Source organism: Kushneria sp. EE4, from assembly GCF_977968315.1.
The window spans coordinates 3,315,989-3,342,784 of record NZ_OZ386212.1 but is presented as its reverse complement, the minus strand read 5'-3'; the positions used below and the strand labels follow the sequence as shown (position 1 = coordinate 3,342,784).

General features: G+C 63.4%; 22 protein-coding genes. 11 read left to right on the top strand and 11 right to left on the bottom strand.

Translation table 11 applies throughout. From position 1 onward, the window contains the following. Positions 1-99: 99 nt before the first annotated feature. The 5 genes from ACXMYO_RS15075 to glnA all read right to left on the bottom strand — a co-directional run bounded on the left by ACXMYO_RS15075 (position 100) and on the right by glnA (position 5,839). The gene (locus ACXMYO_RS15075) at positions 100-963 is read right to left on the bottom strand and encodes an isocitrate lyase/PEP mutase family protein (RefSeq protein ID WP_457809317.1); all 864 of its coding nucleotides are present in this window, start codon (positions 961-963) and stop codon (positions 100-102) included. A gap of 128 nt (positions 964-1,091) precedes the next feature. Next, the gene (ntrC, locus tag ACXMYO_RS15070) at positions 1,092-2,507 is read right to left on the bottom strand and encodes a nitrogen regulation protein NR(I) (RefSeq protein WP_438765745.1); all 1,416 of its coding nucleotides are present in this window, start codon (positions 2,505-2,507) and stop codon (positions 1,092-1,094) included. Next, positions 2,500-3,585: a nitrogen regulation protein NR(II) gene (glnL, locus tag ACXMYO_RS15065; RefSeq protein WP_438765744.1), complete on the bottom strand. Its 1,086-nt coding sequence runs from the start codon at positions 3,583-3,585 to the stop codon at positions 2,500-2,502. Before glnL ends, ntrC begins: the two co-directional genes overlap by 8 nt. Before the next feature lie 175 nt (positions 3,586-3,760). Next, on the bottom strand, positions 3,761-4,282 hold the full coding sequence (locus ACXMYO_RS15060) for a DUF4124 domain-containing protein (RefSeq protein WP_457809316.1): 522 nt from the start codon (positions 4,280-4,282) through the stop codon (positions 3,761-3,763). A gap of 150 nt (positions 4,283-4,432) precedes the next feature. Beyond that, positions 4,433-5,839 (bottom strand): glutamate--ammonia ligase, encoded by a 1,407-nt coding sequence (gene glnA / locus ACXMYO_RS15055; protein ID WP_438765742.1) that lies wholly within the window; start codon positions 5,837-5,839, stop codon positions 4,433-4,435. Positions 5,840-6,365: 526 nt separating this feature from the next. Between glnA and typA the strand changes: the two genes are divergently transcribed. Continuing rightward, positions 6,366-8,198 carry a translational GTPase TypA gene (gene typA / locus ACXMYO_RS15050; RefSeq protein ID WP_457809315.1) on the top strand — a complete coding sequence of 611 codons (1,833 nt, stop codon included), beginning with the start codon at positions 6,366-6,368 and terminating at the stop codon, positions 8,196-8,198. A gap of 200 nt (positions 8,199-8,398) precedes the next feature. Here the strand turns inward: typA and ACXMYO_RS15045 are convergent, their stop codons facing one another. Together ACXMYO_RS15045 and ligB are read right to left on the bottom strand one after the other, a co-directional pair. Further along, complete coding sequence (locus ACXMYO_RS15045; RefSeq protein WP_438765740.1) at positions 8,399-8,605, bottom strand: hypothetical protein; 207 nt, start codon at positions 8,603-8,605, stop codon at positions 8,399-8,401. Positions 8,606-8,919: 314 nt separating this feature from the next. Then, positions 8,920-10,635, bottom strand: coding sequence for an NAD-dependent DNA ligase LigB (gene ligB / locus ACXMYO_RS15040; protein ID WP_457809314.1), 1,716 nt, complete (start codon positions 10,633-10,635; stop codon positions 8,920-8,922). 164 nt (positions 10,636-10,799) lie between these two features. Here ligB and ACXMYO_RS15035 point away from each other — a divergent pair, with 164 nt between their 5' ends. Continuing rightward, positions 10,800-11,102, top strand: a complete 303-nt coding sequence (locus tag ACXMYO_RS15035) for a hypothetical protein (RefSeq protein ID WP_438765737.1) — start codon at positions 10,800-10,802, stop codon at positions 11,100-11,102. Between the two features lie 170 nt (positions 11,103-11,272). Then, positions 11,273-11,905: a peroxiredoxin gene (locus ACXMYO_RS15030; RefSeq protein ID WP_457809313.1), complete on the top strand. Its 633-nt coding sequence runs from the start codon at positions 11,273-11,275 to the stop codon at positions 11,903-11,905. Positions 11,906-12,031: 126 nt separating this feature from the next. Here ACXMYO_RS15030 and wrbA read toward each other — a convergent pair whose 3' ends face one another. Continuing rightward, positions 12,032-12,640, bottom strand: coding sequence for an NAD(P)H:quinone oxidoreductase (wrbA, locus tag ACXMYO_RS15025; protein WP_438765734.1), 609 nt, complete (start codon positions 12,638-12,640; stop codon positions 12,032-12,034). Between the two features lie 250 nt (positions 12,641-12,890). Here wrbA and ACXMYO_RS15020 point away from each other — a divergent pair, with 250 nt between their 5' ends. After that, on the top strand, positions 12,891-14,060 hold the full coding sequence (locus ACXMYO_RS15020; protein WP_457809312.1) for an efflux RND transporter periplasmic adaptor subunit: 1,170 nt from the start codon (positions 12,891-12,893) through the stop codon (positions 14,058-14,060). Beyond that, a complete protein-coding gene (locus tag ACXMYO_RS15015) occupies positions 14,057-17,170 on the top strand; it encodes an efflux RND transporter permease subunit (RefSeq protein ID WP_438765732.1) in 3,114 nt (1,037 codons plus the stop codon). The genes ACXMYO_RS15020 and ACXMYO_RS15015 overlap by 4 nt, the downstream gene beginning before the upstream one ends. Here the strand turns inward: ACXMYO_RS15015 and ACXMYO_RS15010 are convergent. Continuing rightward, complete coding sequence (locus ACXMYO_RS15010; RefSeq protein ID WP_438765731.1) at positions 17,143-17,934, bottom strand: 2OG-Fe dioxygenase family protein; 792 nt, start codon at positions 17,932-17,934, stop codon at positions 17,143-17,145. The two genes, ACXMYO_RS15015 and ACXMYO_RS15010, sit on opposite strands and share 28 nt — an antisense overlap. Positions 17,935-18,101: 167 nt before the next feature. Here ACXMYO_RS15010 and pdxA point away from each other — a divergent pair, with 167 nt between their 5' ends. The 3 genes from pdxA (at position 18,102) to sbmA (ending at position 22,419) form a co-directional block, all read left to right on the top strand. Then, positions 18,102-19,115 carry a 4-hydroxythreonine-4-phosphate dehydrogenase PdxA gene (gene pdxA / locus ACXMYO_RS15005; protein WP_438765730.1) on the top strand — a complete coding sequence of 338 codons (1,014 nt, stop codon included), beginning with the start codon at positions 18,102-18,104 and terminating at the stop codon, positions 19,113-19,115. A 139-nt stretch (positions 19,116-19,254) separates the two neighbouring features. Beyond that, on the top strand, positions 19,255-21,000 hold the full coding sequence (locus tag ACXMYO_RS15000; protein WP_457809311.1) for an FAD-dependent oxidoreductase: 1,746 nt from the start codon (positions 19,255-19,257) through the stop codon (positions 20,998-21,000). Between the two features lie 174 nt (positions 21,001-21,174). Further along, positions 21,175-22,419 (top strand): peptide antibiotic transporter SbmA, encoded by a 1,245-nt coding sequence (sbmA, locus tag ACXMYO_RS14995; RefSeq protein WP_457809310.1) that lies wholly within the window; start codon positions 21,175-21,177, stop codon positions 22,417-22,419. A 54-nt stretch (positions 22,420-22,473) separates the two neighbouring features. Here sbmA and ACXMYO_RS14990 read toward each other — a convergent pair whose 3' ends face one another. Further along, positions 22,474-22,956 (bottom strand): universal stress protein, encoded by a 483-nt coding sequence (locus ACXMYO_RS14990; protein WP_438765727.1) that lies wholly within the window; start codon positions 22,954-22,956, stop codon positions 22,474-22,476. Positions 22,957-23,213: 257 nt separating this feature from the next. Here ACXMYO_RS14990 and ACXMYO_RS14985 point away from each other — a divergent pair, with 257 nt between their 5' ends. Continuing rightward, the gene (locus tag ACXMYO_RS14985) at positions 23,214-24,158 is read left to right on the top strand and encodes an NAD(P)-dependent oxidoreductase (protein ID WP_457809309.1); all 945 of its coding nucleotides are present in this window, start codon (positions 23,214-23,216) and stop codon (positions 24,156-24,158) included. A gap of 80 nt (positions 24,159-24,238) precedes the next feature. Continuing rightward, a complete protein-coding gene (locus tag ACXMYO_RS14980) occupies positions 24,239-24,820 on the top strand; it encodes a maltose acetyltransferase domain-containing protein (protein ID WP_438765724.1) in 582 nt (193 codons plus the stop codon). A gap of 1 nt (position 24,821) precedes the next feature. Here the strand turns inward: ACXMYO_RS14980 and murI are convergent, their stop codons facing one another. After that, positions 24,822-25,652: a glutamate racemase gene (murI, locus tag ACXMYO_RS14975; RefSeq protein ID WP_457809308.1), complete on the bottom strand. Its 831-nt coding sequence runs from the start codon at positions 25,650-25,652 to the stop codon at positions 24,822-24,824. Between the two features lie 115 nt (positions 25,653-25,767). Between murI and ACXMYO_RS14970 the strand changes: the two genes are divergently transcribed. After that, positions 25,768-26,790 (top strand): LacI family DNA-binding transcriptional regulator, encoded by a 1,023-nt coding sequence (locus tag ACXMYO_RS14970; RefSeq protein ID WP_457809307.1) that lies wholly within the window; start codon positions 25,768-25,770, stop codon positions 26,788-26,790. Positions 26,791-26,796: the final 6 nt, after the last annotated feature.

The window sequence follows — 26,796 nt, the reverse complement described above, 5'->3', positions numbered from 1 at the left end:
TCGCCTCGTCCCCTGTGACCCGCGCGGCAGGCGCCGGCCGTTCATTGATGGATGGCCTGCCGGCCCTGCCCTTTCCGGTACTTATTCGTTGACGTCCATCTATTCGTTGACGTCCATGTAGCGTCGCGCCCACTCGCGGTTGTCTTCAAGCGTCGAATAGCGGGTGGAGAGCTCGGAGGCGTTGAGGTTGCCATCGGCGATCTGGCGCTGCTCGCGAAGGCAGTCATAGGTGGCCTTGATGGCGGCAAAATAGGCGCCGTGCCCGTTGACCACCACACGCACACCGGCCCGCGCGAGACGCTCTCGGTCGCGCAATTCGGGGTTGTCGTAGGTAACCAGCATCAGCGGGATGGTCAAATGCTGAGCAATGGCTTCCAGATGATCGAAATCGCGAATGCCGACCATGCAGATGCCGTCGGCGCCGGCGCGTTCGTAGGCCATGGCGCGGGTGGTGGCGTCTTCGGTGCTGAGCACGCCGGCATTGGTGCGGGCCAGAATGGCCATGGCCGGGTCGATACGCGCCTCAAGTGCGGCGCGAATCTTGCCGACGCCCTCTTCCAGCGGCACCAGATCGGTGGACTTGCGCCCGTACTTGGCCGGCAGCAGGGTGTCCTCGATGGTCAGCGCGGCCACACCGGCGCGTTCGAGCTCGGTAATGGTGCGCATGACGTTGAGCGCGTTGCCGTAGCCGTGGTCGGCATCGGCAATGATCGGCAGACGCGCCACGCGGCCGATGCGGGTGGCCTGCTCAACGAATTCACTGAGCGTAATCAGGGCAAAATCGGGCGCGGCCAGTACCTGCAGCGAGGCGACCGAGCCGCCCAGAATGCCGACCTCAAAGCCCAGATCCGCCGCGATACGCGCGGACATGGGATCAAACGTCGAGGCGGTAAAAAAGCAGTCCTCGCGGGCGAGAAGGTCGCGAAACTGGTGGCGCAGATCGTGCTGGGAAGGGGTAGCCATGACAACTCCTGAACATCAGAAACCGGCGATGGGCTTTGACGGCCCATCCTTGATGGCGACCTACTTTATACGTTTGTCCCATAACGCACCAACACGGCGCGTTGGCACCCCGGCCCCGAGCCGCCGATCTAGTCGGCGCTGTCGGCCAGCGCCGGCAGCAGCACCTTGAGCTTGCGAGTCAGGGTGTTGCGCCCCCAGCCCAGCAGCTCGGCGGCCTCGCCCTTGCGCCCACCGGTGTGCTTGAGGGCAGTCTCGATCAGAATACGCTCGAAATCCGGCACGGCCTCTTCCAGCAGGTGCGTGTGGCCGGCGGCCAGCGCCCGGTCGGCCCATTCGCGAAAGGCGTGGCGCCAGTCACCGGTGCCTTCTCCGGGGCGCTCGAGATCACGAAGCTCCGGCGGCAGATCATCGACGAGCACCTCGCGACTGGAGGCCATGACGGTCAGCCAGCGACAGGTGTTTTCCAGCTGGCGCACGTTGCCCGGCCAGGGCAGATGCGAGAGATGCTGCTCGGCGGCCTCGGTGAGCACCTTGGGCTCGGCGGAGAGTTCGCGGGCGGCCTCGGCCAGAAAGTGACGGGCGAGCCGCGGGATATCCTCGCGTCGCTCGGAGAGTCTGGGCAGGTGCACGCGAATCACGTTAAGCCGGTGAAACAGATCCTCGCGAAAGCGCCCTTCCTCAACCAGCTGCTCCAGATGCTGGTGGGTGGCAGCGATAATGCGCACGTCTACTCGCACCGGCACATGCCCACCGACCCGATAAAACTCGCCATCGGCCAGCACGCGCAACAGCCGTGTCTGGGTCTCGGCCGGCATGTCGCCGATCTCATCGAGAAAGAGCGTGCCGCCATCGGCCTGCTCGAAGCGCCCGCGCCGCTGGGCCGTCGCTCCGGTAAAGGCGCCCTTTTCGTGGCCGAACAGCTCCGATTCCATCAGATCGCGCGGAATGGCCGCCATGTTGAGCGCAATAAAGGGCTGATGCCCGCGCGGGCTGTGCTGATGCAGGGCGCGAGCGACCCGCTCCTTGCCGGTGCCCGACTCGCCGTTGATCATCACGGTGATATGAGAGTGCGACAGCCGGCCGATGGCGCGAAACACCTCCTGCATGGCCGGCGCTTCGCCGATGATCTCGGCCTGAATGCCCTCGGGGGCGCGCGCCGGGGCCTGACGCTCGCGAGCATGGGCAATGGCGCGACGCACCAGGGAGAGCGCATCGTCGACATCAAAGGGCTTGGGCAGATACTCGAACGCCCCGCCCTGATAGGAGGCCACGGCGCTGTCGAGATCCGAATGCGCGGTCATGATGATTACCGGCATGTCGGTGTGGCGCTCGCGCACCCGCGCCATCAGATCCAGCCCGTCGACACCCGGCATGCGGATATCGGTGAGCAGGACATCGGGCGCCTGTCGATTGATCGCCTCTTCGGCCTGATCGGCCCGCTCAAAGCTTGATACCTCGATATCGGGCTGGGCGAGCGTGCGCTCGAGTACCCAGCGGATGGCGCGATCATCATCCACGATATAGACGCGGGCGGTATCACTCATGGGTGCCTCCGTTGGCATGTCGGTCGTGCTCGGGTTCACTGAAGCCTTCCAGCGGAATCAGAAGACGAAACTCGGTATGGCCGGGGCGGCTGTCGCATTCGATCAGGCCCTGATGCTGATGCAGAATCGACTGGGCAATGGACAGTCCCAGCCCGCTGCCCTCGGCCCGCCCGGAGATCATCGGGTAAAACAGCGACTCCGCCAGCGTCTCGGGCACGCCGGGGCCGTTGTCGATCACACAGACCTCGCACACCAGCCGGTGGCGCTCGGCCCCCAGGGTGAACTGCCGCCGCGCCCGGGTGCGCAGCGTCACGGTCGGCTGCTCGGTGGCGTTTTCCTTGAGCGCCTGAACGGCGTTGCGGGTGACGTTGAGCACGGCCTGAATGAGCTGGTCGGCATCGCCCATGATGGCCGGCAGGCTGGGGTCGTAGTCCCGCTGCAGATCGATGGTGTCGGTCTCGGCCTGCAAGAGCGCGCGTACCCGCTCGACGACTTCATGCACGTTGATGGGCTGCTGCTCGACCGGCCGATTGGGCCCGAGCATGCGATCGACCAGATCGCGCAGGCGGTCGGCTTCTTCGATGATGATGCGGGTAAATTCGGTCAGGCTTTCATCGGGCAGGTCACGCTCTAAAAGCTGCGCCGCGCCACGAATGCCGCCCAGGGGGTTTTTGACCTCGTGGGCCAGCCCCCGGGTGAGCACCTTGACCATCTCCTGACGGGCGATCAGCGACTCCTCGCGCGAGATTCGCATCAGCCGATCTCGCGGCTCGAACTCGAGCAACAGCTCGGTTTTCGACAGCGGCGTGGCGGTGTAGTCCACCGTGATGCGCTCGCCGCCGGCCATGGCAAGCTGGGTCTCGCGCTGGGTATAGGGGTGCTGGCGACGCAGGGCGTCCGCCAGCATGGCGGCGATATGGCCTGCCTCGCCTTCCAGACACTCAAGCGGGGTGTCCTGGACCCGCGACAGGCTCAGCCCCATCAGGGCTTCCGCCGCCGGATTGAGCCAGCGAACACGCAACTGCTCATCGAGCAGCACCACGGCCGTGGTGAGATGTTCCAGCAGGCGTTGATGCATGAAGCACCTCGTTAACGTTATTTCCCTTTGATAGTGCAAAAAGCGCGCCACATGTGCCGGATCGCGCACCACAAGGGGAAAACCTGTCACTGGATGGGCATGGAAGCGGCGCAACCCGGAGAGCGAGCCGACCATTGTGCACCTTTGTGGTGCAAAAGAGCCAGCGGCGGCGGTATCAGGGTCGCGAGGCCGGCGCGCCTGCGGGCAGTATCTCAAGGGTCATGACCGGTGAGCGCTGGCGAACGGTGCCGCTGCTGTCGAGCACTTCGGCTACCAGTTCGTGACGGCCGGCCTCAAGACCCATGGCGACCAGCACCCGGCTGGCCAGCGGCGACTGGTGGGGCCTGCCGTTCACGCTGAGCTGCACCCGGTCGCTGTCTCGAAGGCGCGGGACGGTCTCCAGGCGCACGGGCACACCGCGGCGCGCCTGATCAAGGGTCACGGGCGCACTCCGGGGCGCAAGGGTCACACGCTGGTAGGGTGTAAAAACGGCGGGCGCCGATGGGGTGGCAACGGCCTCGCTCAAGACTTTCGAGGGTGAGAGCACCTGCGGGGCACGCACATCGGTTCGGGTGCCGCCGGGGCGGTCGCTCCAGACGACGTTGCCCCGCTCATCGGTGTGGCGATAGACCGCCGCGCCGGCCTGTGGCATAGCGGTCAAAAACAGTGACCAGACCACGGCGACCCACAGCGTCATACGGCAAAGGCGACCCGGCACGGCAGCAGTTCCACAGAAATAATGGGCGTTCATTATCGCCGGAAATTTTAAGGCACCAGACGATAAAAAGCCCCGCCAAAGCGGGGCTTTTCTCTTGCAGGCCCGGTAATGGGGGCCGCAGCTCAGACCTTAGAGGCTGTAGTACAGGTCGTATTCCATGGGGCTTGGCACCATGCGAACGGCCGTGACGTCTTCCATCTTGAGCTCGATGTAGGCATCGATCATCTCTTCGGTGAACACGCCGCCTTCGGTCAAAAAGGCGTGGTCGTCCTTGAGCGCCTGCAGGGCTTCTTCAAGGCTTGAAGCCACCGTGGGTACGTTGAGCGCTTCTTCGGCCGGCAGGTCGTACAGGTTCTTGTCCAGCGCCTCGCCCGGATGGATCTTGTTGCGAATGCCGTCGATACCGGCCATCAACAGTGCCGAGAAGGCCAGGTACGGGTTGGCCATCGGGTCGGGGAAGCGGGTCTCGACACGCTTGCCCTTGGGGCTTGCGGTGTAGGGAATACGAATCGAGGCCGAGCGGTTACGCGCGCTGTAGGCCAGCATGACCGGCGCTTCAAAACCCGGAACCAGACGCTTGTAGGAGTTGGTCGACGGGTTGGTGAAGGCGTTCAGGGCACGCGCATGCTTGATGACACCGCCGATGTAGTACAGCGCGGTTTCAGACAGGCCCGCGTACTCGTCGCCGGCGAACATGTTCTCGCCATCCTTCCAGAAGGACTGGTGGATGTGCATGCCGGAGCCGTTATCGCCGGCCATCGGCTTGGGCATGAAGGTCGCGGTCTTGCCATAGGCATGTGCCACGTTGTGGATCACATACTTCATGGTCTGCACTTCGTCGCACTTTTGCACCAGCGTGTTGAACTTCACACCGATTTCGTTTTGACCGGCGTTGGCCACTTCGTGGTGGTGCACTTCAACGGTCTGACCCACGGCTTCCAGCGTCGAGCACATGGCGCTGCGGATGTCGTGGAAGGAGTCAACCGGAGGGACCGGGAAATAGCCGCCCTTGACGCGCGGACGGTGGCCCATGTTGCCGCCTTCGAACTTGCCATCGGTCTCCCAGGCGCCCTCTTCGGAAGAGATGCGGAAAAAGGAGTGATGCATGTCGTTTTTGAAATGCACTTCATCAAAGATGAAAAACTCCGGCTCGGGACCGAAAAAGGCCGTGTCGCCCAGGCCGGTGCTGCCCAGATAGGCTTCGGCGCGCTTGGCGATCGAGCGCGGATCACGCTCGTAGCCCTGCATGGTGGCCGGCTCGATGATGTCGCAGCGCAAAACGACCGTGGGGTCTTCGGTGAAGGGATCGATGTAGCCGGAACCGTCCTGAGGCATCAGGATCATGTCGGACTCGTTGATGCCCTTCCAGCCACCGATGGAGGAGCCATCGAACATCTGTCCGGTTTCAAAGAACTCGTCATCGACCATGCGAGCGGGAATGGTGACGTGCTGCTCCTTGCCCTTGGTATCGGTAAAGCGCAGATCGGCCCACTTGATGTCGTTCTCTTCGATCAGGGCAAGCGTTTTCTCTGACATGTGACTCCTCCAATAAAAAGGGATACTGCTTGAAAACCGTTAACAGGACGCCATCACTTCGCCACCGTTGTATCACGCGCAAGCACAGTGCATGCAAGTCCCGATGTGTCCCTAAATAATGCATGCAGCGTGCCAAAATGGCGCACGCTTATTTGAATTGGTTCAAAAAATGCGCGAATACAGTAACTTGAAATCGAAAACGGATGAGGGACTGCTCGCATGTGGGGTCATGCAGGGTTGCCGGGGGTGACGAAAGCCCCTATCGATGCACCATTAGCACTCACAAAACGCCCCCGATGCACCAAAAAAGCGCACAACCCGGGCGCCATCTGTCGTCACCCTGTCACGATCTGCCGATTTCATGGCTTCTCAACGCCTGCGCCACGATTCCAGCTATTCGACCGACGACTTAGCCTATACAATGCGGGGCCAAATTTATTGCACGCTGCTGACATGGCCGTTGATCACAACGCACGGCCATGCTCCTACCCGAACAGGCGCGTGTACACAAAGGTGAAAACGCGTTATGTCCGATACGCTTACTTCCGGCAATATCGAGAAGCTGAGAAATATTGCCATTATTGCCCACGTTGACCACGGCAAGACCACGCTGGTCGACAAGCTGCTGGCGCAATCCGGCACCCTGGACCGCAAGGCGGAAAACCAGGAACGCATCATGGATTCCAACGACCAGGAGAAGGAACGCGGCATCACCATCCTGGCCAAGAACACGGCCATTACCTGGCACGACTACCACATCAACATCGTCGACACCCCCGGGCACGCCGACTTTGGTGGTGAGGTCGAGCGCGTCATGTCGATGGTGGACTCGGTTCTGCTGCTGGTCGATGCCGTTGACGGCCCGATGCCGCAAACGCGTTTTGTGACCCAGAAGGCGTTTGCCCAGGGCCTCAAGCCGATCGTGGTGGTCAACAAGATTGACCGTCCGGGCGCGCGTCCCGACTGGGTCATTGACCAGATCTTTGATCTGTTCGACAACCTGGGCGCCACCGACGAACAGCTCGACTTCCCGATCATCTACTGCTCGGCGCTCAACGGCATCGCCGGCATGGACCCGGAAAACCTGTCCGAGAACATGGACCCGATGTTCCAGGCCATCGTTGACATCGTCGAGCAGCCGACCGTGGAACTTGACGGCCCCTTCCAGATGCAGATTTCGGCACTGGACTACAACAGCTACGTGGGCGTCATCGGTCTGGGCCGCGTCAAGCGCGGTCGCGTGCGTCCCAATCAGCAGGTCAGCATCATTTCCCGTCAGGGTGTGACCCGCAAGGGCAAGATCGGTCAGGTCATGACCCACCTGGGTCTTGAGCGTGTCCAGGCCGACGAAGTCAGTGCCGGCGACATCGTCTGCATTACCGGCATCGACGATCTGGCCATCTCCGATACGATCTGTGACCCGTCCAACGTCGAAGCGCTGCCGGCGCTGACCGTGGATGAGCCGACCGTCTCGATGACCTTCCAGGTCAACGATTCGCCCTTCGCCGGCCGTGATGGCAAGTACGTCACCAGCCGTAACATCAAGGACCGTCTGGATCAGGAACTGATCCACAACGTGGCCCTGCGTGTTGAACAGGGTGAATCGGCCGAGAAGTTCAAGGTCTCCGGGCGTGGCGAGCTGCACCTGTCGGTGCTGATCGAATCCATGCGTCGTGAAGGCTACGAGCTGGCCGTGGGCCGCCCCGAGGTCATCATCCGCGAGATCGATGGCGTGAAGCAGGAGCCCTACGAAGAGGTCATCATCGACTGTGAAGAGCAGCATCAGGGCTCTGTCATGGAAGAGCTGGGCTATCGCAAGGGCGAGCTGACCAACATGAACCCGGACGGCAAGGGTCGTGTGCGCCTGGATTTCATGATTCCCTCGCGCGGCCTGATCGGTTTCCGCTCGCAGTTTCTGACCATGACCTCCGGTACCGGCATTTTGACCAGCCGCTTTGACCACTACGGTCCGCTGAAGGAAGGCGCCGGCGTCGAGCGCCGTAACGGTGTACTGGTCTCGATGGTCGATGGCAAGGCGCTGGCCTACGCGCTCTACGCCCTGCAGGATCGTGGCAAGCTGATCATCGATCACGGCACCGAGGTCTATGAAGGCATGCTGATCGGCATCAACAACCGTTCCGACGACATGGTGGTCAACCCGACCAAGGGCAAGAAGCTCGATAACATGCGTGCTTCCGGTAACGATGAAAACATCGTGCTGACGCCGCCGATCCGCTTCACGCTGGAACAGGCCATCGAGTTTCTGGACAGCGACGAGCTGGTGGAAGTCACGCCCGGCTTTATCCGCATCCGCAAAAAGCACCTCAAGGAAACCGACCGCAAGCGCAACAAGAAGTAAGCGCCTGCGTAACCGCTGTAACGTTTCTTGACACAAAAACGGCCTGCATATCATGCAGGCCGTTTTTTTGTGTCATTGAGACCGCCCGGGGTCGACGGATTGACTGCCCTTGACCGCGTGCGCGATGGCGGTGCCGGACACGCAAAGGCCGCTGCCCTTTCGGGCAGCGGCCTTTTGTCCTTCACAAGGTGGTGTGAAGATCAGGCAGCGTTACGGCCGGGCATGGCCGAGAAGCCGCCGTTGGACGGCTGTGCGTCGCTGCGGGCGACAGGCTTTGAAGTGCTGACCTGTACCGGCTGCAGCCGACGCGCTTCGCGATCCGAGGATCGTCCGGAAAGCATCATCGCGCCCAGCATGAACATGACCAGCAGGGCGTAACCCATTCCGCCAATGATTAACAGTGCCATGGTCCTATCTCCTCTCAACGCGGCGTTATCGCAGCGCGTTTTTACAATGGAAGCCAATCTGCACAGCCATGTTCCTGATGGTCGTCGCCTGCTCTTGAGGCGCTGTGCTCCAACAAACCGCTGACTCTTCCTGCCTGACCGGTGCTTTCCGCGTGGCGGGGGTATGACCGGATAAGCCGTTGAACCAGTAACCCTGTAATGCTTAATGTATCAGCAGGTAACGTTAAGTGTACTGAGTAATTAGCCTGATGGAAATTGAAAAGAACTATCGCGCTAAGACTTTTCAACGTTCCGGATGATGACAAACCCCATCCTTACTGCTGCGCACCATCAGCCACCTGCGTCGAAGGTGTCGATGTCGCCACCCATTCATCCAGCAACGACTGTACTGTTTCGTTTTGCCAGAAGGCCGCCAGTGTGGCCGCGTCCCTTTTGTTCAGTGCCGGAACCCGCTGCCAGTCGGCGTTTTCAAGCGAGCGCATGAATACAATGTGATTCAAACTATCGACTGACCGAAAGACGACTTTAGGTTGAGAGGCATAAAAACGGGCATGGGCCGGCTCCAGCGCAATCAGCAGTTGCTGCAGCGATTGGCGCCCTGCCTGACTGAATGCCTCGTGCCATCGCGTGGCGCGGGCCTCACCTACCCCTCTCAGCGAGCGTAATTTAGCGCGCTCAAGATCACGCCAATCGAGCAAGGACGTTACCATTTCGGCGTCAATTAACTGTTTCCAGGTGCCTTCGCCGATTCCGTACATATCCAGCCCCTGCCGGCTGCTCAGATGCGTCAGGCGCGCCAGAAACTGCGAGCGACATGCCGGCGTCAGTGTCAGACAGCTCAGGGCGTTAAATGCCTGCGGGTCCGGGATATCCAGCGCCACGCGCTGGTCATTGCGAACGATAACCTCATCGAGTCTGGGAATGGTCAGCCCGGCCAGCGAAATCATGACCTGATCCCCCGGGCGAATATCCGACTTTTGCCAGCGCGCAAAGGAGCCGGCGCTGACCCGGCGGATCGTGCGGTCATCAAGGGTGACCGGTGACAGCTCAAGCACCGGCGTGATGCGCCCGGTGCGCCCGATGCTGAAATCGACATCGCGCACCTCGGCAAGCGTGGCGGCGGCGGGGTACTTCCACGCCACGCTGTTCGTGGGCGGCGTATTGCGCCAGACCCGGCCCGGGGGGCGCTCATCGCGCTTGATCACCACGCCATCGCTGGCAAAGGGCAGCTCATGGCGATACCAGTATCGGCGCCAGTGCGCCACATCATCCAGAGTATCGACCGCCCGGGTCCAGCGCTGCGGGTCCATGAAGCCCCAGTCGCCCAGCTGATGGTTGCGCCCGGCAACCGTGTCGGGCCCGTCGGGCAGCGCCCAGGCGAAAAACCCGATGCGCCCGCGCGACGCATCGCTCATGTCGTGGCGCTGCATCAGCCCGGCCACGCTTGAACGCGCCCCGGCGCTGCCGTCACGACGCTGCACATGGCCGGGGCGTTTGAGATAAAGCTCGCCCTGGATCACCACTTGCGCGGGCACCTCGCCGGCCAAACGGTCGGGGATGGCATCGATGCCGGACACGCGCGCCAGCCAGTCCTGCCCGGTCAGACCGTCGCCCCGGCTGGTGGCCATGATCAGCCGCCCCTTTTCATACACCAGCGTCATTGCCACGCCATCCACCTTGGGCTGAATCCACAAAGGGCCCGGCGTCAGCGCTGCCAGCCACGCCCCGACCGCCGCCCGGTCCGCCAGCTTGTTCAACCCGGTCTGGGCCACGGCGTGACGCTGCTCGCCGCCACGCAGGGTGGCGCCGGGCGCCGGCTGATCCGCCCCCACGCAGTGACGCCAGTGTGCCAGCCGGGCCTGCGCCCGGTCATAAACGCCATCGGCCACCGGTCGCTCACCGCGCTGATGATAGGCCTCGTCCCAACGCGCCACCTGCTTGGCAAGCTGCTCGAGACGTCCATCGACCGCTCCGGGTGCCGGACAGGTCTGCGCCTGACCTGTCATCGGCACTGCCATCGAAATCGCCATGGCCCACGATGTGATCCATCCTTGCCACCCCATACCGCCCTCATGTGTCAATATTCGATATATTTCATATGACTATCGACGACATGCCGCCATTCTGAAGGCGAATGCATGCGGCGAGGCGGACGTAAACTGCTAGACTTTTTTTACCAACGAGGAGGCATGTCATGAGCAACGCGCGCGCAATTACGTGGGACCAGGAAGGCGTCGACCATGTCGCCGACCACGACGAGCTCACCCAGTTTCTGCACAAAAAGCCTAAAACCGGTGACATCATCACGGCCCGCTATATGGAGGCCAACGTGCGCATGAAGGTGCTCGAGCGCGACGGCGACGACACCTCGATTGCCGAAGTGCTGGGTATCAGCGTCGAGGATGAAAAGCGTGTCGAAGAACACGAAGGGCTGCGCAAGGGCGAGACGGTACAGGTCCCCGACAAGGATCGAGCCTTTATCCGTTATAGCAATTGATGCTTTAGAGCCTGCTTTTTATACTCTTACGGAATTTATTCAGGACAATTCGTTGTTTGGTTTTGCGGCCTGAAGCCGTCATTATCTGACAACGACTCACGGCAAACGGCCCTCGATCACGGGCGCGGCTGCCGACACCCGTTTTCATCGATGGCCAAAAGGAGTGACAAATGGCGTTGCAACTTGGCGATACCGCACCGGACTTTTCTCAGGACAGCACGGAAGGCACCATCAACTTCCACGAGTGGCTGGGCGATAGCTGGGCCATTCTTTTCTCTCACCCCAAGGACTTCACGCCGGTGTGCACCACCGAGCTGGGTGAAGTGGCGCGTCTGAAATCCGAATTCGACAAGCGCAACACGAAGGCCATCGGCCTGTCCGTCGACCCGATCGAAGACCACCACGCCTGGAAGGGTGATATCGAGGAAACCCAGGGCTGCGGGCTCAACTTCCCGCTGCTGGCCGATGCCGATCGCAGCGTCAGCGAGAAGTACGGCATGATTCACCCCAACGCCAACGACACCCTGACGGTGCGTTCGGTCTTTGTCATCGACCCCAAAAAGAAGGTCCGTCTGACCCTGACCTATCCGGCCAGCGCCGGGCGCAACTTCCAGGAAATCCTGCGCGTGCTCGACAGCCTGCAGCTGACCGACAACGAAAAGGTTGCAACGCCGGTGAACTGGCGCCAGGGCGATGACGTCATCATCGTGCCGTCGTTGAGCAATGAGGAAGCGGCCAAACTCTTCCCGCAGGGCTGGGACGAGAAAAAGCCCTATCTGCGCATGACCAGACTCAACAAGTAAGACGCTGAGTGCGCGGGCATTACGGCCCGCCTCATGCCATGCAAAACGCCCGGCCAAATGGCCGGGCGTTTTTTTGATCCGATCAGGCTCTCTGACCGGATGGCTTTTTCAAATCGCAGGCCGGCCCTAGAGCTGTTGAGCCGTCAGTTTTTTGGCAAAGCCCGCCACGTATTCGCCCTGAAAGCGGGCAATTTTCAACTCGCGTTCACTGGGCTGGCGCGAGCCATCACCACCGGCCAGGGTCGAGGCGCCGTAGGGCGTGCCGCCGCTGACTTCGGTAATATCAAACTGCTCCTCGACCCCGTAGCCGATCGGCACGATCACCATCCCGTGGTGGGCCAGCGTCGTCCAGCTTGAGGTGATGGTCATCTCCTCGCCACCGCCGGTACCGGTCGAGGTAAACACGCTGGCCAGCTTGCCGCGCAGCTTGCCGCTGGCCCACAGTCCGCCGGTCTGATCCAGAAAGGTGCGCATCTGGCCGGCCATGTTGCCGTAACGCGTCGGCGTGCCCAGGATGATCGCGTCATAGTCGGCAAGCTCACCCGGCTCGGCGACCGGGGCCGACTGATCTACCTTGCCCCCGGCCTGTTTGAAGGCTTCTTCATCCATGGTTTCGGGCACTCGCTTGATGGTGACCTCGCTTCCCGAGATCGAGCGGGCGCCCTCCGCCACGGCCTGGGCCATGGTTTCGATATGGCCATACATCGAGTAATACAGCACCAGTATCCGGGACATCGTGTCTGCCTCCATTTGCAGGTTCTGGAATAAATGCGCGGTCGCGCGTAGCACGCTGTCAGCCTGGTGCATCCTTGCCGTTGTTGCCTGCTTTTCCTGCCGCAGGCCCGTGGCCACTGTAAAAGACTTGTCGCTTCAGGCTTAAGCCCGCTTGAACAAAGGACGTTGCGAGGCGTCCGGAACCTCGTATGCTGTCACAGGGTGGTGCCCCCTGCTGCCCTGAACGCCTTTCGTCTGTGGAAACCTGCCCATGTCCGAGTCCCACGATGCCCGTCGCCCGCTGATCTGGCTGGTCGCGCTGATCCTGGTGGCGCTCGCCCTTGCCTTCTGGTGGTGGCTGTCGCGTGATCGCGCCCCGGAGGACAGTGGCCCCACGCCGCCGGTCGCCGTCGGCCGCGCCGAGGTCATCGAGCGCGATATTGCCACCACGCTCAGCGCCGTGGGCGATGTCGAGGCCACCGATGCCATCGAGATTGCCTCTCTGGTGACCGAGCGCATCACCGGGCTCAATTTTGACAGCGGTGAGCGGGTCAATCAGGGCGATCTGCTGATCCAGCTTGATGATCGCGCCGAGCAGCAGGGGCTGCGCGCCGCCCGCGTCATCGTCGAGCAGGAGCAGCGTGAATATGAGCGCCTGCAGCCGCTGGTGCGTCAGGGCTCGATTGCCACCCAGCAGGCGGACGCCCAGCGCAACCGGCTGGAAAGCGCGCGCATCGAGCTGGCCCGACTCACCGCCGCGCTGGAAGACCGCACCATTACGGCACCGGTCTCCGGCGTCATGGGACTGAGTAATCTAAGTGTCGGTGAGCAGATCAGCGCCGACACATCGCTGGTCACGCTCGACAGCATCGACCGTGTCCGGGTCGACTTCTCCCTGCCCGAGCGCGAGCTGAACCGCATTGACCAGGGCATGACGGTCACGGCGCGCTCGGTGGCCTGGCCCGATCGCACCTTTCACGGCGAGGTCATCACCCTCGATCCACGCCTGGACCGGGATACCCGCACGGTCATGGTTCGCGCTCGATTCGACAACCCTGATCTGGCCCTGCGCCCGGGCATGCTGCTCGACATCGCACTGCGCCTGCCAAGCCAGCGCCGCCTGATCGTGCCGGAAACCGCCGTCATGGGCGAGCGCGACAGCCAGTGGGTCTACGTGGTGACTGGCGAGCAAGACCACTACCGCGCCCATCGCGTCGCTGCCCGCGTGGTCGAGCGCGCCCCCGGCTGGGCGGCCATTGAAACGGTGGAAGACAATACCCGACTGCGCCCGGGAGAATCAGTGGCCGTCAGCGGCCTGCGCGATATCGGCGAGGGCCGCGATCTTGTCATCGATGAGGCCGCCGCGCGCGACACCCGGGGCCTGTTCGAGCAGGCCCCGGACGAGACACACGCCATGACCCCACAGAGCACCGCCCCATGACCCTGACCGATCTGGCCGTCACGCGACCGGTCGGCACGCTGGTGCTCTCGGCGCTGCTGGTGCTGTTTGGCACGCTGGGGTTTCTGGAGCTGCCCATTCGGGAGTACCCCTCCATCGAGGAGCCGGAGGTCTCGGTCGAGATTGCCTGGCCCGGCGCCTCGGCAGCAGTGGTGGAGTCCCGCGTGACCCAGACGATCGAAAACGTCGTCGCCGGCATCGAGGGCGTGGTCAGCGTCGAATCAGAAAGCAACGACGGCGAGTCCGAAGTCACCCTGACCTTTTCCAGCGAGACCGACCTGGACACCGCCGCCAACGATGTGCGCGATCAGGTCTCCCGTGTCGCCGACGCCCTGCCGGTGGGCGCCGAGGCCCCCGAGATCAGCAAGGATCAGGGCGGCAGCGACACGCTCATGATCCTGTCGGTCAAGACCGATCGCATGAGTGCCATGGCGCTGTCGGACTACGCCGATCGTCAGCTGCTTGATCGGTTCTCGACCATCAATGGCGTTTCGCGGGTGCGGCTGTGGGGCTCGCAGCTGCCGGCCATGCGCGTGGATCTGGACCGCCACGCCATGACCGCCCACGACATTACCGTCGAGGACATCACCGGCGCGCTGGCCAGCGAAAACGTGGAGTACCCGGGCGGGCGAATCGAGTCCACCACCCGCGAATTTACCGTGCGCCTGCTGCCGGGCTATGAAACGCCCGAGTCCTTCCGGCGCCTGCCCCTGCGCCAGGGCGAGGGCACCCGCGCCGTAACCCTGGGCGATGTGGCCACGGTCTCGCTGGGGCCCGAAACCCGTCGCGAGCGCTTTGAAATCGACGGCGAGCCTACCGTCTCGATCGCCATCAGCCGACAGAGCACCGCCAACACGCTGTCCATCTCCCGCGACGTGCGCACAACGCTTGATACCCTGCAAAACGAGCTGCCCGAGGGCCTGCGCATCGATATCGTCTCTGACGACACCCTCTACATCTCGGCGGCCCTCAAGGAAGTGCTGATTACGCTGGCCATTGCGGTGGCCATGGTGGTCGCCGTGATCATCTTCTTTCTGGGCTCGTGGCGCGCCGCGCTGGTGGCGGCCACGGCTATTCCCATCTCGCTGCTGGCCTGCGGCATGCTTCTTCTGGGGCTGGGGTTCAGCCTTAACATGCTGACCCTGCTGGCGCTGGTGCTCTCGGTCGGACTGGTGGTGGATGACGCCATCGTCATGATCGAGAACATTCAGCGCCATCTGGAAGAGGGCGACACCCCGCTGCTGGCCGCCTTTCGCGGCGCCCGCCAGGTCGCCTTTGCCATCCTGGCCACCAGCCTGGTGCTAATGGCGGTGTTTTTGCCCATCACGCTGATGAGCGGCCAGACCGGGCGGCTTTTTACCGAGTTCGCCGTCACGATCGCGGCCACCATTGCCTTTTCCACGCTGGTGTCGCTGACGCTGACGCCAGTACTGGCCTCCTGGCTGCTGGCCGTCGGTCACGGCCGCCGGGGCTCGCCGGTGAACCGGCTCATGACGGGGCTGGCCTCGCGCTATCAGCGCCATCTCGGGCAGATGCTGCACCGCCCGGTGCTGGTCGGCGGCGGCTTCGTGGCCATGGCCATCGTCACCGCCACGGTCATTACTGCGCTGCCCACAGAATACGAGCCCTACGACGACCGCGGCGCCCTGCGCATCAATATCCAGGCCGAGGAAGGCGTCAATTTCGAGGAGATGCAGCGGCGCATGGAGGCCATGGGTCAGCGCCTGGCGCCCATTTTCAACGACCAGGCACTGATCGATAACGCTTCGCTGCGTCTGCCCGGACCCGGCAACAACGACGGGCCCGTCAACAACGGCCGCTGGATCATCAGCTTCACCCCCTGGCAGGACCGTGACGAGAGCACCCGCGAGGTGGCCGCGCGCATTAATGAGGCGCTTGAAGGCTTTTCCGAACTCAGCGCCACCACGCTGTTGCCGCGCGGGCTGAGCTCGGGCAACGCCACGCCGGTGCAGTTCGTGATCGGCGGGCCGGATTACGCCACCCTGGGCGCCTGGCGCGATGAACTGATGGCCGCCTGGCAGGACTATCCGGGCCTTGAGGCGCTCGACAGCGATCTCATTGAGACCACACCGCAGCTGCAGGTGCGGCTGGACCGCGAGCGTGCCGCCCAGCTTGGCGTGCGCGCCGAGACGGTCGGCCGCACGCTGGAGTCCTTTTTCGGCGAGCGCAGCCTGACCACGTTTGAGCGCGACGGTCAGTCCTACGACGTGATTTTGCAGGGCCTGCGCGAACAGCGCCTGACGCCCGAGGCGCTCGAAGAGATTCGGGTACGTACCGACAGCGGCGCGCTGGTGAGCCTGGCCAACCTCGTCCATCTGGAGGAAATCGCGGTCTCGCCGACGCTCAACCGCTACAACCGCATTCGCGCCGTCACCTTTTCAGCCAACGTCGCCGACGGTTACAGCCTGTCGCAGGTGCTCGAGCACATGAACACCACGGTCGATGAGACCCTGCCCGAGCAGGCGCGCATCGACTACAAGGGCGCCACGCAGGACTTTCTCGAGGCCGGGCGCGATCTGCTGCTGGTCTTTACCGTGGCGATTGCGGTGACCTGGCTGGTGCTGGCCGCGCAGTTCGAGAATGTCATCAGCCCGCTGGTGGTGATGCTGACCGTGCCGCTGGGGATGCTGGGCGCCGGCCTGGCGCTGTGGCTGCTGGGCGAGAGTCTCAACCTCTACGCTCAGATCGGGCTATTGATGCTGATCGGGCTGTCGGCCAAAAACGGCATTTTGATCGTGGAGTTTGCCAACCAGCTGCGCGATGAGGGCGTGGCGCTGCGCGAGGCCATTTTGCAGGCCTCGCAGACGCGCCTGCGCCCGATTCTGATGACCTCGCTGTCCACCATGGCCGGCGCCCTGCCGCTGGTCATGGCCACCGGCGCTGGGGCGGCCAGCCGCTTCGGGCTGGGCATCACGCTGCTGGCCGGCTGCGCCAGCGCCACGCTGTTGACCCTGGGCGTGGTGCCGATCGTCTACTACTGGCTCGCCGGGCATCAGAAACCGCCGGGGCATCGACGCCAGCAGCTCAAGGCCTCGCTGGAGCGTCATACTCCTGATGCCCCCCCGGACTGACCGTCACGCCGTTTGAAGGTCAGCACCAGCAGGTCGCGGTGGCCGGGGCGAGTGGCGTCATCGGCCACGATGGGCGTCACGCCGTGCAGCACACGGGTGTCATCCACCAGTGCCATGTCCAGCGGCTCGGCCAGGGTAAAAGCCGCCAGCTCGCGGTGGTCCGGATCGTGAATGCAGGAGACGCCTTCGCGCACGTTGTCACGGCCCATCATCACCATCGCCACGAAATCCACGCCGTCACGGTGAACACCCTCCGGGGTGGGCAGGCCGGCGGTGATATCCCCGCCCACCTCGATACGAAACTGGTGCATCTCGATGTCCCAGTCGGTACCCGGCGCACAGCGCCCGAACACATCAAGCAGGAGCTCACAGAGAAAAGCGAAGGCGTTTGTCGCCAGCGCACCCTCATCTACCGGCTCGAAGTGACGAGCCACCCCTCCGTTGAGTTGATTGAAACGGGTGGTCTGAAAGTGCGCCTGATGTGGCTTTCGCACCAGTGACCGCGCACCGGCGACCGCGCTGAACACCGCGTGGCGTCGGCGGCGGTAGCGCCCGCCATCATTCATGAAGCGATCCGGGGCCAGATCGCCCCAGTAGCGGGCAAGATCGGCGCAATCCGGCGTGCGGTGAGCACGCCCGACGCACCAGTCACGAAACATCGGGGCAACCTCGCCGGCCGTCGCCAGCAGATAGCCGTCGCGCTCAAGCCGCTCACAAAGCGACGTCGAAAGCGTTTCAAGAGGAGTCGCATCATGCGTTGGCACATCACACATCACAATCGCCGCCGAGAATAGAGCAAAGGGGTGGCACCACAGCGTACCGCGTCACGCTCGGGCCTGACGACGCGCGGGGCAGAGCGCTATTATGGCACTGTCGATCACTGCCGCCCATGACGTCGTTTCAGGGCGCTTATCTGCCAAAAGGCCCTGTCATGTCCGCATCTCATAGCGCCCCTATTGCGATCACCATGGGCGACCCGGCCGGCGTCGGCCCGGAAATCATTGTTCGTCTGGCCTGCGCGCCGCGCGCCCGTGATACGCCGCTGCTGGTCATCGGTGATATCGAGCGGCTGCGCGACATGGCCGCCCGGCTGGAGCTCGACCTGACGCTGTTTCCCATCGAGCACCCGGATGACATCGCCGATCACGGTGCCACACCCGGCCGGCTGGCCGTTCTGCCGGCAGGCCCGCCGCTGCCGACCGATCTGCCCTATGGTCATGTGGATGCCCGGGCCGGTGCCGCCGCCTATGCGTACGTCAGTCGCGCCATCGATTTCGCGCTTGAGGGCTCGATCAGCGCCATCGTCACCGCCCCGCTCAACAAGGCCGCCATGGCCGCGGCCGGCATCCAGTATCCCGGCCACACCGAGATTCTCGCCGACCGCGCCGGCACCGATGATTTCGGCATGATGCTGGCCAACGACGAACTGCGTGTGATGCTGGTGTCGATTCACCTGTCGCTGCGTCAGGCCATCGAGGCGGTCACTCCCGAGCGCGAGCTGCGCGCCATCCGCCTTGCCGCGCGCGCCTGTCACGCCTACGGCATCGAGCACCCCCGCATTGCGGTGGCCGGGCTCAACCCCCACGCCGGCGAAGGCGGGCTGTTCGGCGGTGAGGATGAGGCCATCATCGCCCCGGCCATTGCCCATGCCCGGGAGGAAGGCATCGACGCTTCCGGCCCCTGGCCGGGCGATACGGTCTTCATGAACGCCCGCCGCGGCCACTTTGACGCGGTGGTGGCGCAGTATCACGATCAGGGCCTGATCCCGGTGAAATATTTAGGGGTAGAGAACGGCGTGAACATCACGGTGGGACTGCCGTTCGTGCGCACCAGCGTCGATCACGGCACCGCCTTTGATATTGCCGGCACCGGGCGCGCCGACCCCTCAAGCCTTGCCTATGCACTCAAGCAGGCCGAGGCGATGGTGCGCGAGCGCCGCCGATGAAAACCGCGCTGTCGGATGCAACCCTGAGCAGCGGTAGTACACTGACGTCATACACTTGAGTCACACACGAAAGCGATGACAACGCCCTGCGGGGTCTCCCGTTACGGCGCGCCACTTATCTGATATGCGGAGCAAGGCGATGCAACTCAGGCAGAGCAATATCGAAAGACTCGCCGACGGCGCGGTCTACGACACGCTGATCATCGGCGGCGGCATCAACGGCGCGGTCTGCGCCGCGGCGCTGGCCGGGCGCGGTGTGAAGGTCGGCCTGGTGGAGCAGGGCGATTTTGCCGGCATGACCAGCATGTGGTCGTCCAACCTCATCTGGGGCGGCATCAAGTACATGGAGTCGCGGGATTTCAAGCTGGTGCGCGAACTGTGTGTCTCGCGCAACCACCTGATCAAACACTACCCCTCCACCGTGCAGGAGATCCGCTTTCTCACCACGATCACCAAAAGCTTTCGCTGGCATCCGCTGATGCTGTGGGCCGGCACCTGGATCTACTGGCTGTTCGGCAACTGCTTCACAAAAATACCGCGCCTGCCGAGCCTGTCGACCATCAACCGCGAGGAGCCGGTGATCAATACCGACCCGGCCATCGGCTGTTTCGAATACTCTGACGCCTTTTTGCACGACAACGATGCCCGCTTTGTCTGGAATTTCGTGCGCACCGCCATGAACAGCGGCTGCGTGGCGGCCAACTACGTCGAGGCCACCGGCTTCGAGCGCCAGGGCGATCTCTGGCATGTGGGGCTGAAAGACGTCATGAGCGGGCGCGAGTGGACGGTCAAGACGAAGACCCTGGTCAACGCCTGCGGTCCGCTGGCCGATCGCACCAACGCTCTGGCCGACAAGCACACCGAGCACCGCCACGTGCTCTCCAAGGGCATCCACCTGATCGTTGACCGAATCACGCCCAACAAGCGCGTGCTGGCGTTTTTCGACGAAGATGGCCGACTTTTCTTCGCCATTCCCATGGGCACACGCACCTGTATCGGCACCACCGATACCCGCACCGAAGACCCCCACGCCGCCATCACCGACGATGACGTCAAATTCGTGCTGGATAACATCAACGCGCGGTTGTCGCTTGAAAAGCCGCTGGACCGCGACGACATCATCGCCACCCGCTGCGGCGTGCGGCCGCTGGCGGTGCAGAACACCAGCGGCAAGGACCGCGACTTCCTGCAGCTCTCGCGCAAGCACGAAATCGATTCCGACATCAATCAGGGCTTTATCAGCATCTTTGGCGGCAAGCTCACCGACTGCATCAACGTCGGCGAGGAGATCGTGGATCTGGTCAAGACAATGGGCATCGACATCCGCTTCCCGGACTATCGCTGGTACGGCGAGCCGGTGGACGCCGTGCGCGACGAGTTTTTCCACCAGGCCCGCCTGATGAAGCTCGACGATTACACCGATGCCAGCGCCTCCGAGCCGCTGTCGACCCGCCTGTGGCGGCGCTACGCGGCGCATGCCATCGGCATTCTGGAATACATTCGCGAGGACCCGCGCCAGGCAGAAATCCTCATCGAGGGCACCGAATACATCCGCGCCGAAGTGCGTCAGGCCGCACGGCGCGAGATGATCACCAAGCTCGAGGACTTCCTGCGCCGGCGCTCCAAGATCAGCCTTGTCTCGCGCCAGGAAACCATCCGCCAGTCGGCCGGGCTGATGGAGGCCTGCGAGATCCTGTTTGGTGACGAGGCGCAACAGCGCTTTGACGAATATTTCCGTGACCACCCCGTGACCAACGGCATCGCCCGCGACCCCGGCGCCGGTCCGCTGCCGGCCGATGGTGTCACCAATGACCCCGCCACCGAGCACAAGGAGAAGGCCGCGGCGCAACGTCAGGAGGGCGATTTCGAGACGCTGAACTGGTAGCCATTGACCGGGTGGTGCCATTTCACGACACGACCGGGCACGCGGTCGTGATATAAGCCACCGGGTTCGCCCGGTGCGTTGACCGGGGAACGCAATGTCTCCCATGGGGTCGATGAAGGATGCGCGGCCCCATCGGGGCGGTCTCAATATTGCCCCTATTGCAGGATGCCTATCGTGTTACGGTCGTTTTTTCCCAACCCACCCCTTTTTTTCGCAAGCGTTGTGGTCTGGGCGCTGATCTGTATCGGTCTCTGGCAGCTGGGCGTCAGCGACTGGGGCGCGGTCATCGGTCTGCCGCCGCTGGCCGAGGGTGACGCCCTGCCCGTTGATGTGTCGCGCTTCTGGGCACCGTCAATGCTGTGGTTTTATCTCTACTACGCGCTGTGCGTCATGGTCTTTGCCGCGGCGTGGGCCCTGATCAGCCCCCATCGCTGGCAGCGCTGGTCGATTCTCGGCAGTGCGCTGATCATCTTCATGACCTGGTTTTCGGTGCAGACCAGCGTGGCCGTCAACGCCTGGTACGGGCCGTTCTGGGACATGATCCAGCAGGCGCTGGGCGGCGACAGTGACGTGACGGTGACCGATATCTACACCGGCATGTTCAGCTTTGCCGGCATCGCCTTTGTGGCCGTGACGGTGGGCGTGCTCAATTATTTCGTGGTCAGCCACTACATCTTTCGCTGGCGCTGGGCGATGAACAACTTCTACATGCGCCACTGGTCGCAGCTGCGCCACATCGAGGGTGCCGCCCAGCGCGTGCAGGAAGACACCATGCGCTTTTCCACCACGCTGGAGGGGCTGGGCGTCAATCTGCTCAAGGCGGTGATGACCCTGATCGCCTTCATGCCGCTTTTGGTCACGATGTCGCAGAACATCACCGAGCTGCCGCTGGTGGGTCACATTCCCAACGCGCTGGTGTGGTCGGCGATTGCCTGGTCGCTGTTTGGTACCGTGCTGCTGGCCGTGGTGGGCATCCGGCTGCCGGGCCTTGAGTTTCGCAATCAGCGCGTCGAGGCGGCCTACCGCAAGGAGCTGGTCTACGGCGAGGACGACCCGGCGCGCGCCGAACCCGCGACCGTGGCCACGCTGTTCAATCGGGTGCGGAAGAACTACTTTCGCCTTTACTGGCACTACGCCTACTTCAACATTGCCCGCATTTTTTATCTGCAGGCCGACGTGGTGTTCGGACTGATCGTACTGGCACCCTCGATCGTCGCCGGCAAGCTGACGCTGGGGCTTTTACAGCAGATCCTCAACGTCTTCGGTCAGGTACGCGAATCCTTTCAGTATCTGGTCAACTCGTGGTCGACCATCATCGAGCTGCTCTCGATCATCAAGCGTCTGCGCGCCTTTGAATCCGTGATCGACAGTGACGCTGATGATGACGAGACGCGTCCGGTTGTCGAATCGACGCCGTAGCGAACCGGGGCCGATGCCGCGATGGCATCGGCCCCGATCCAGTGTGGAAAAAAGTCAGTGAGACACGCCATCGCCGGGCTCGGCATCGGGCACGTGGAGCGTAATCACCGTACAGTGGGCCACATGGGAGACCTTGTGCGACACGCTGCCCACCACCAGCCCCTTCATGTCACTCAGGCCGCGACTGCCCATCACGATGGTATCGATAGCCAGCTCGTGGGCCAGCGCCACAATCGTTTTTTCCGGCCGGCCGGGCGGGTTGTCCTCGACATGGAAGTGGACCTCGGCTGCGGGGTCACCGACTTCCGCCCACGTCGCCTTCAACAGCGCCTCGCCCTCCTCGTGTCCCTTTGTCGGGGTGTAATCCACCGGCGTCGATCCGGTCTGCGCGCCCATGTGATCGGTGGCCGGAGGCGGCTCGACAATGTGGAGAAGATGCAGGGTAGCGCCGGCGGCCTGCTGCATCAGACACGCGTGTTCAAGCGCCCGGCGAGCGCTGCGGGAACCATCAAGAGGTACCAGAATGTTGTGTGACATGATTCATCTCCTTCCTTTGGCGGATGACGGCCCCGTCCAGCACAGGCGTGAGCCGTCAGCCAGCACAACGAATGATGCAGCAAAGTCCGCCACATGACCGATCCAGCCTGCGCCCTTTTACATTAGCACTCAATCAATGCCTGCTGTGACCCGGCCGTTATCTGCACGAGGCTCGGACAGTGGCTCGCCGCTCTACCCTGACCGTGACCCGCCGCGATAAGGTATCCATACCGCCCTGATCCGGAGAGACTGTCACCATGCCGATTCATCTGCTGGTCGTGACCCGCCTGTCACGCCATCACCAGTCCTGCATCGAAGCCACCGGCATTCGCCTGCATATGGCCGAAGATGCCGAGACCCGACGCGACGTTCTGGACCGCCACCGTGACGACATCCGCGCGGTCATGACCATCGGCACCATCGGCTTCAGCGCACAGGAGATGGACGAACTGCCAAACCTGGGCCTGATCTGCGCTCAGGGGGTGGGCTTTGAAGGCATCGACGTGGCGGCCGCCCGCGAGCGCGGCATCAGGGTGGCTCACGGCCCCGGCACCAATGCCGAGACGGTCGCCGACCATACACTGGGGCTGATGCTCGCCTGCCTGCGCCGCATTCCGCAGGGCGATGCCGGCCTGCGCGACGGCCAATGGAAGGCAATTCGCCGTGGCGCCCCGGTGCTGCACGGCAAGACGCTGGGCCTGCTGGGCATGGGCAACGTGGCGCGCGCCATCGCCCGGCGCGCCCACTACGGCTTTGACATGCCGATCATCTACTTCAGCCGCCAGAAGGCGGACCTCGACTGGCAGCATGAGTCGGACCCCAAACGCGTCGCCGAACAGGCCGACGTGCTGGTGAGCGCCCTGCCCGGCGGCGACGACACCCACCACCTGATCGATGACGCCCTGCTTGGCGCCATGAAGATTGAGAGCATCGTGGTCAACATCGGCCGCGGCAGCGTGGTGGACAGCGACGCCCTGGCCCGCGCGGTGACGGAGAAGCGCCTCGCCGGCGCCGCGCTGGACGTTTTCGAGCATGAACCCGAGGTGCCTCAGGCCTTCAAGGACGACCCCCGCATTATCATGACGCCCCACACCGCCGGCCTCTCACCCGAGGCGCTCGATGCCACCGTGGATCTGGTAATTCAGAACCTCGAGGCCTTTCGTGATGGCAAGGCGCTGGTCACGCCGGTGCCCGATGCCTGACAGGCGAGACGTCAAAAGCTGACATATGATCAGGGCGTGGCATGGGTAAATATCGATGGCACAGACCTCAGGAGCCTTTCATGGGCGATGACCACGCGGCAGATGCCCGTTCACAAAAGCAGAAGATGCTCGCCGGCGAGCTCTACACCGCCGATGACCCGGAACTTGCCCGAGACGCCGACATCGCCAAACGCGCCATGGCCGAGTTCGCCAGAGCCTACGAGCACGATGTCGACGCCGCCCATGCCGTGTTGAAGGGGCTTTTCAGGGAACTGGGCGACACCGCCCATATCCGCGCGCCGCTGTATGTCGACTACGGCTTTAACATCCGCTTTGGCGAAGGGTCGTTTGCCAACTTCGGCCTGATGGCGCTGGACGTCGCGCCCATCACCATCGGCCGGGACGTGCAAATCGGCCCCAACGTGCAACTACTGACGCCGACCCACCCGCTTGATGCCCAGGCCCGCCGGGACAAGCTCGAAGCCGGCGCCCCCATCGTCATTCATGACAACGTCTGGCTGGGCGGCGGCGTGATCGTGCTGGCCGGCGTCACCATCGGCGAGAACAGCGTCATCGGTGCCGGCGCCGTGGTCACCCGGGACATACCCGCCAACGTCGTGGCCGTCGGCAACCCGGCGAGGGTTATTCGTCAGCTGCCATGATCTACACCGATGAAATCAGGTCGATTCTCGATATTTCCCTGAACCCCTCGGCTCGAATTCGCGCGGCAAGATCGGTGCCATCCCTCGGCCCACCGGTCGTGTAAAAGCACCCGCCGGCGCTGGCGCCCTGCTTGAGACCGGGGGCCGCCAGCACGGCTTCCAGCCGCCGGGCGACGGCATCACCCGAATCCACCAGCTGGACACGGTCACCCAGCTGCGCGGCAATCGCCTCGCGCAGCAGCGGATAGTGGGTGCAGCCCAGTACCAGCTGATCAAGTGAGCGCCACTCGGGTGCACGCAGCGGAACCAGCTCGCGAGCCAGCGCCTCGCGGTCGAGCGTGCCCTTCAACCAGTACTGTTCGGCCAGCGCGGCAAGATTCGGGGCGCCGATGTTCAATACCCGGCAGTGGCCGGCAAAGCGCTCGATCATGGTCGCGATATGGGCACTTCGTACCGTGCCGGGCGTGGCCAGCACCCCAATCACACCGCTGGCGCTCGCTGCAGCGGCAGGCCGAATCGCCGGTACCACGCCCACCACCGGCACCGACAGCCGTTCCCTGAGCGCCGGCAGCACCACGGTCGAGGCGGTATTGCAGGCAATGACCACCGCATCGACCGGACATTGCGCCACGGCGCGGGGCATCAGGTCACATACCCGCTCAATCAGCGCCTCACCGGACAGATCACCGTAGGGAAAGGCCGCGCTGTCGGCCAGATAGTGCTGCACCAGTCCCGGCAGGCGCCGTCGAATGGCACGCGAGATGGTCAGCCCGCCGATGCCCGAATCCAGCAGCCATACGGCGCCGGTGCGTTGTGGTGTCCCTTTCTGCATGTCCTCGCACATCCATGACGTGATGGCCCACTGTCATCGTATTGCCATGGGGTCGTCACCGTCATGTCAGAAACCACCCTCATGATGAAAACGTTTTCATTCATGAGGCTTTTTCGTGTCACACACCACGCAACGTCCGTCGCTGGTTCAGATTGCGCGCGCCGCGGGTGTGTCGCCGGCCACGGTGTCGCGCGCCTTCAATCGACCGGCGCTTTTGAGTGCGCGCACGCGCGATCACATTCTCCATACCGCAGGCGAGCTGGGCTATCGGCCCGACCGTATCGGCAGCAGCCTGCGCTCGGGCAGCACGAAAACCCTGGGGCTTTTGCTGCCCACGCTTGAAAACCCGGTCTTTGCCGCGTGTTTTGAAGGCGCCGAGGCCCGGGCGCGGGAGGCGGGCTACAGCGTGATGCTCTCGACGACCGGCTATAACGCCGAGCGTGAAACGGCGGCGGCGCGCGACCTGCTCGATCACCGCGTCGAAGGGCTGATTCTGACCGTGGGCGATCCGGCCACCAGCGCCACGCTCGCCGAACTTCAGGCCAGCGATGCGCCCTTTGTGCTGGCCTACAACGAAAGCGAGGCGCATCCCTTCGTCAGCGTGGATAACCACGCCGCCGCCGGTGACATGATCGCTCACCTGGCAGGGCTCGGGCATCGCCGCATGGCGCTGATCACCGGGCCTCTCGAGGCCTCCGATCGCGCCCTGCATCGTCTGGAAGGCGCTCGGCAGCGCGCCGACGCGCTGGGCCTGCCGGTACCGGAACACCTGGCCATGGCCCGTCACACGGCGGTCGACCATGAACGCCTTGGCCATCTTCTTGCCCGGCCTGCCGCGCCCACGGCGCTTTTTTGCTCCAACGATCTGCTGGCCGCGGCCGTGATTGCCGCGCTCGCCGAGCAGGGTCTGAGCGTGCCCGAAGACCTCTCCGTGTGCGGCTTCGATGGCATGGCCTTTGGCGGTCTGATGGTGCCGGCGCTTGCCAGCGTCTACCAGCCCAGCCACGACATCGGCCGCCAGGCCTGTCACGCCCTGCTACAGCGGCTTGAAGGCCACCACGTTACCGGCGAGCGGCTGGCCCATCGCCTGATCCCCGGCGGCACCGTGGCCCCTGTGATACCCGCTGTTTTGTCATGATTTTCC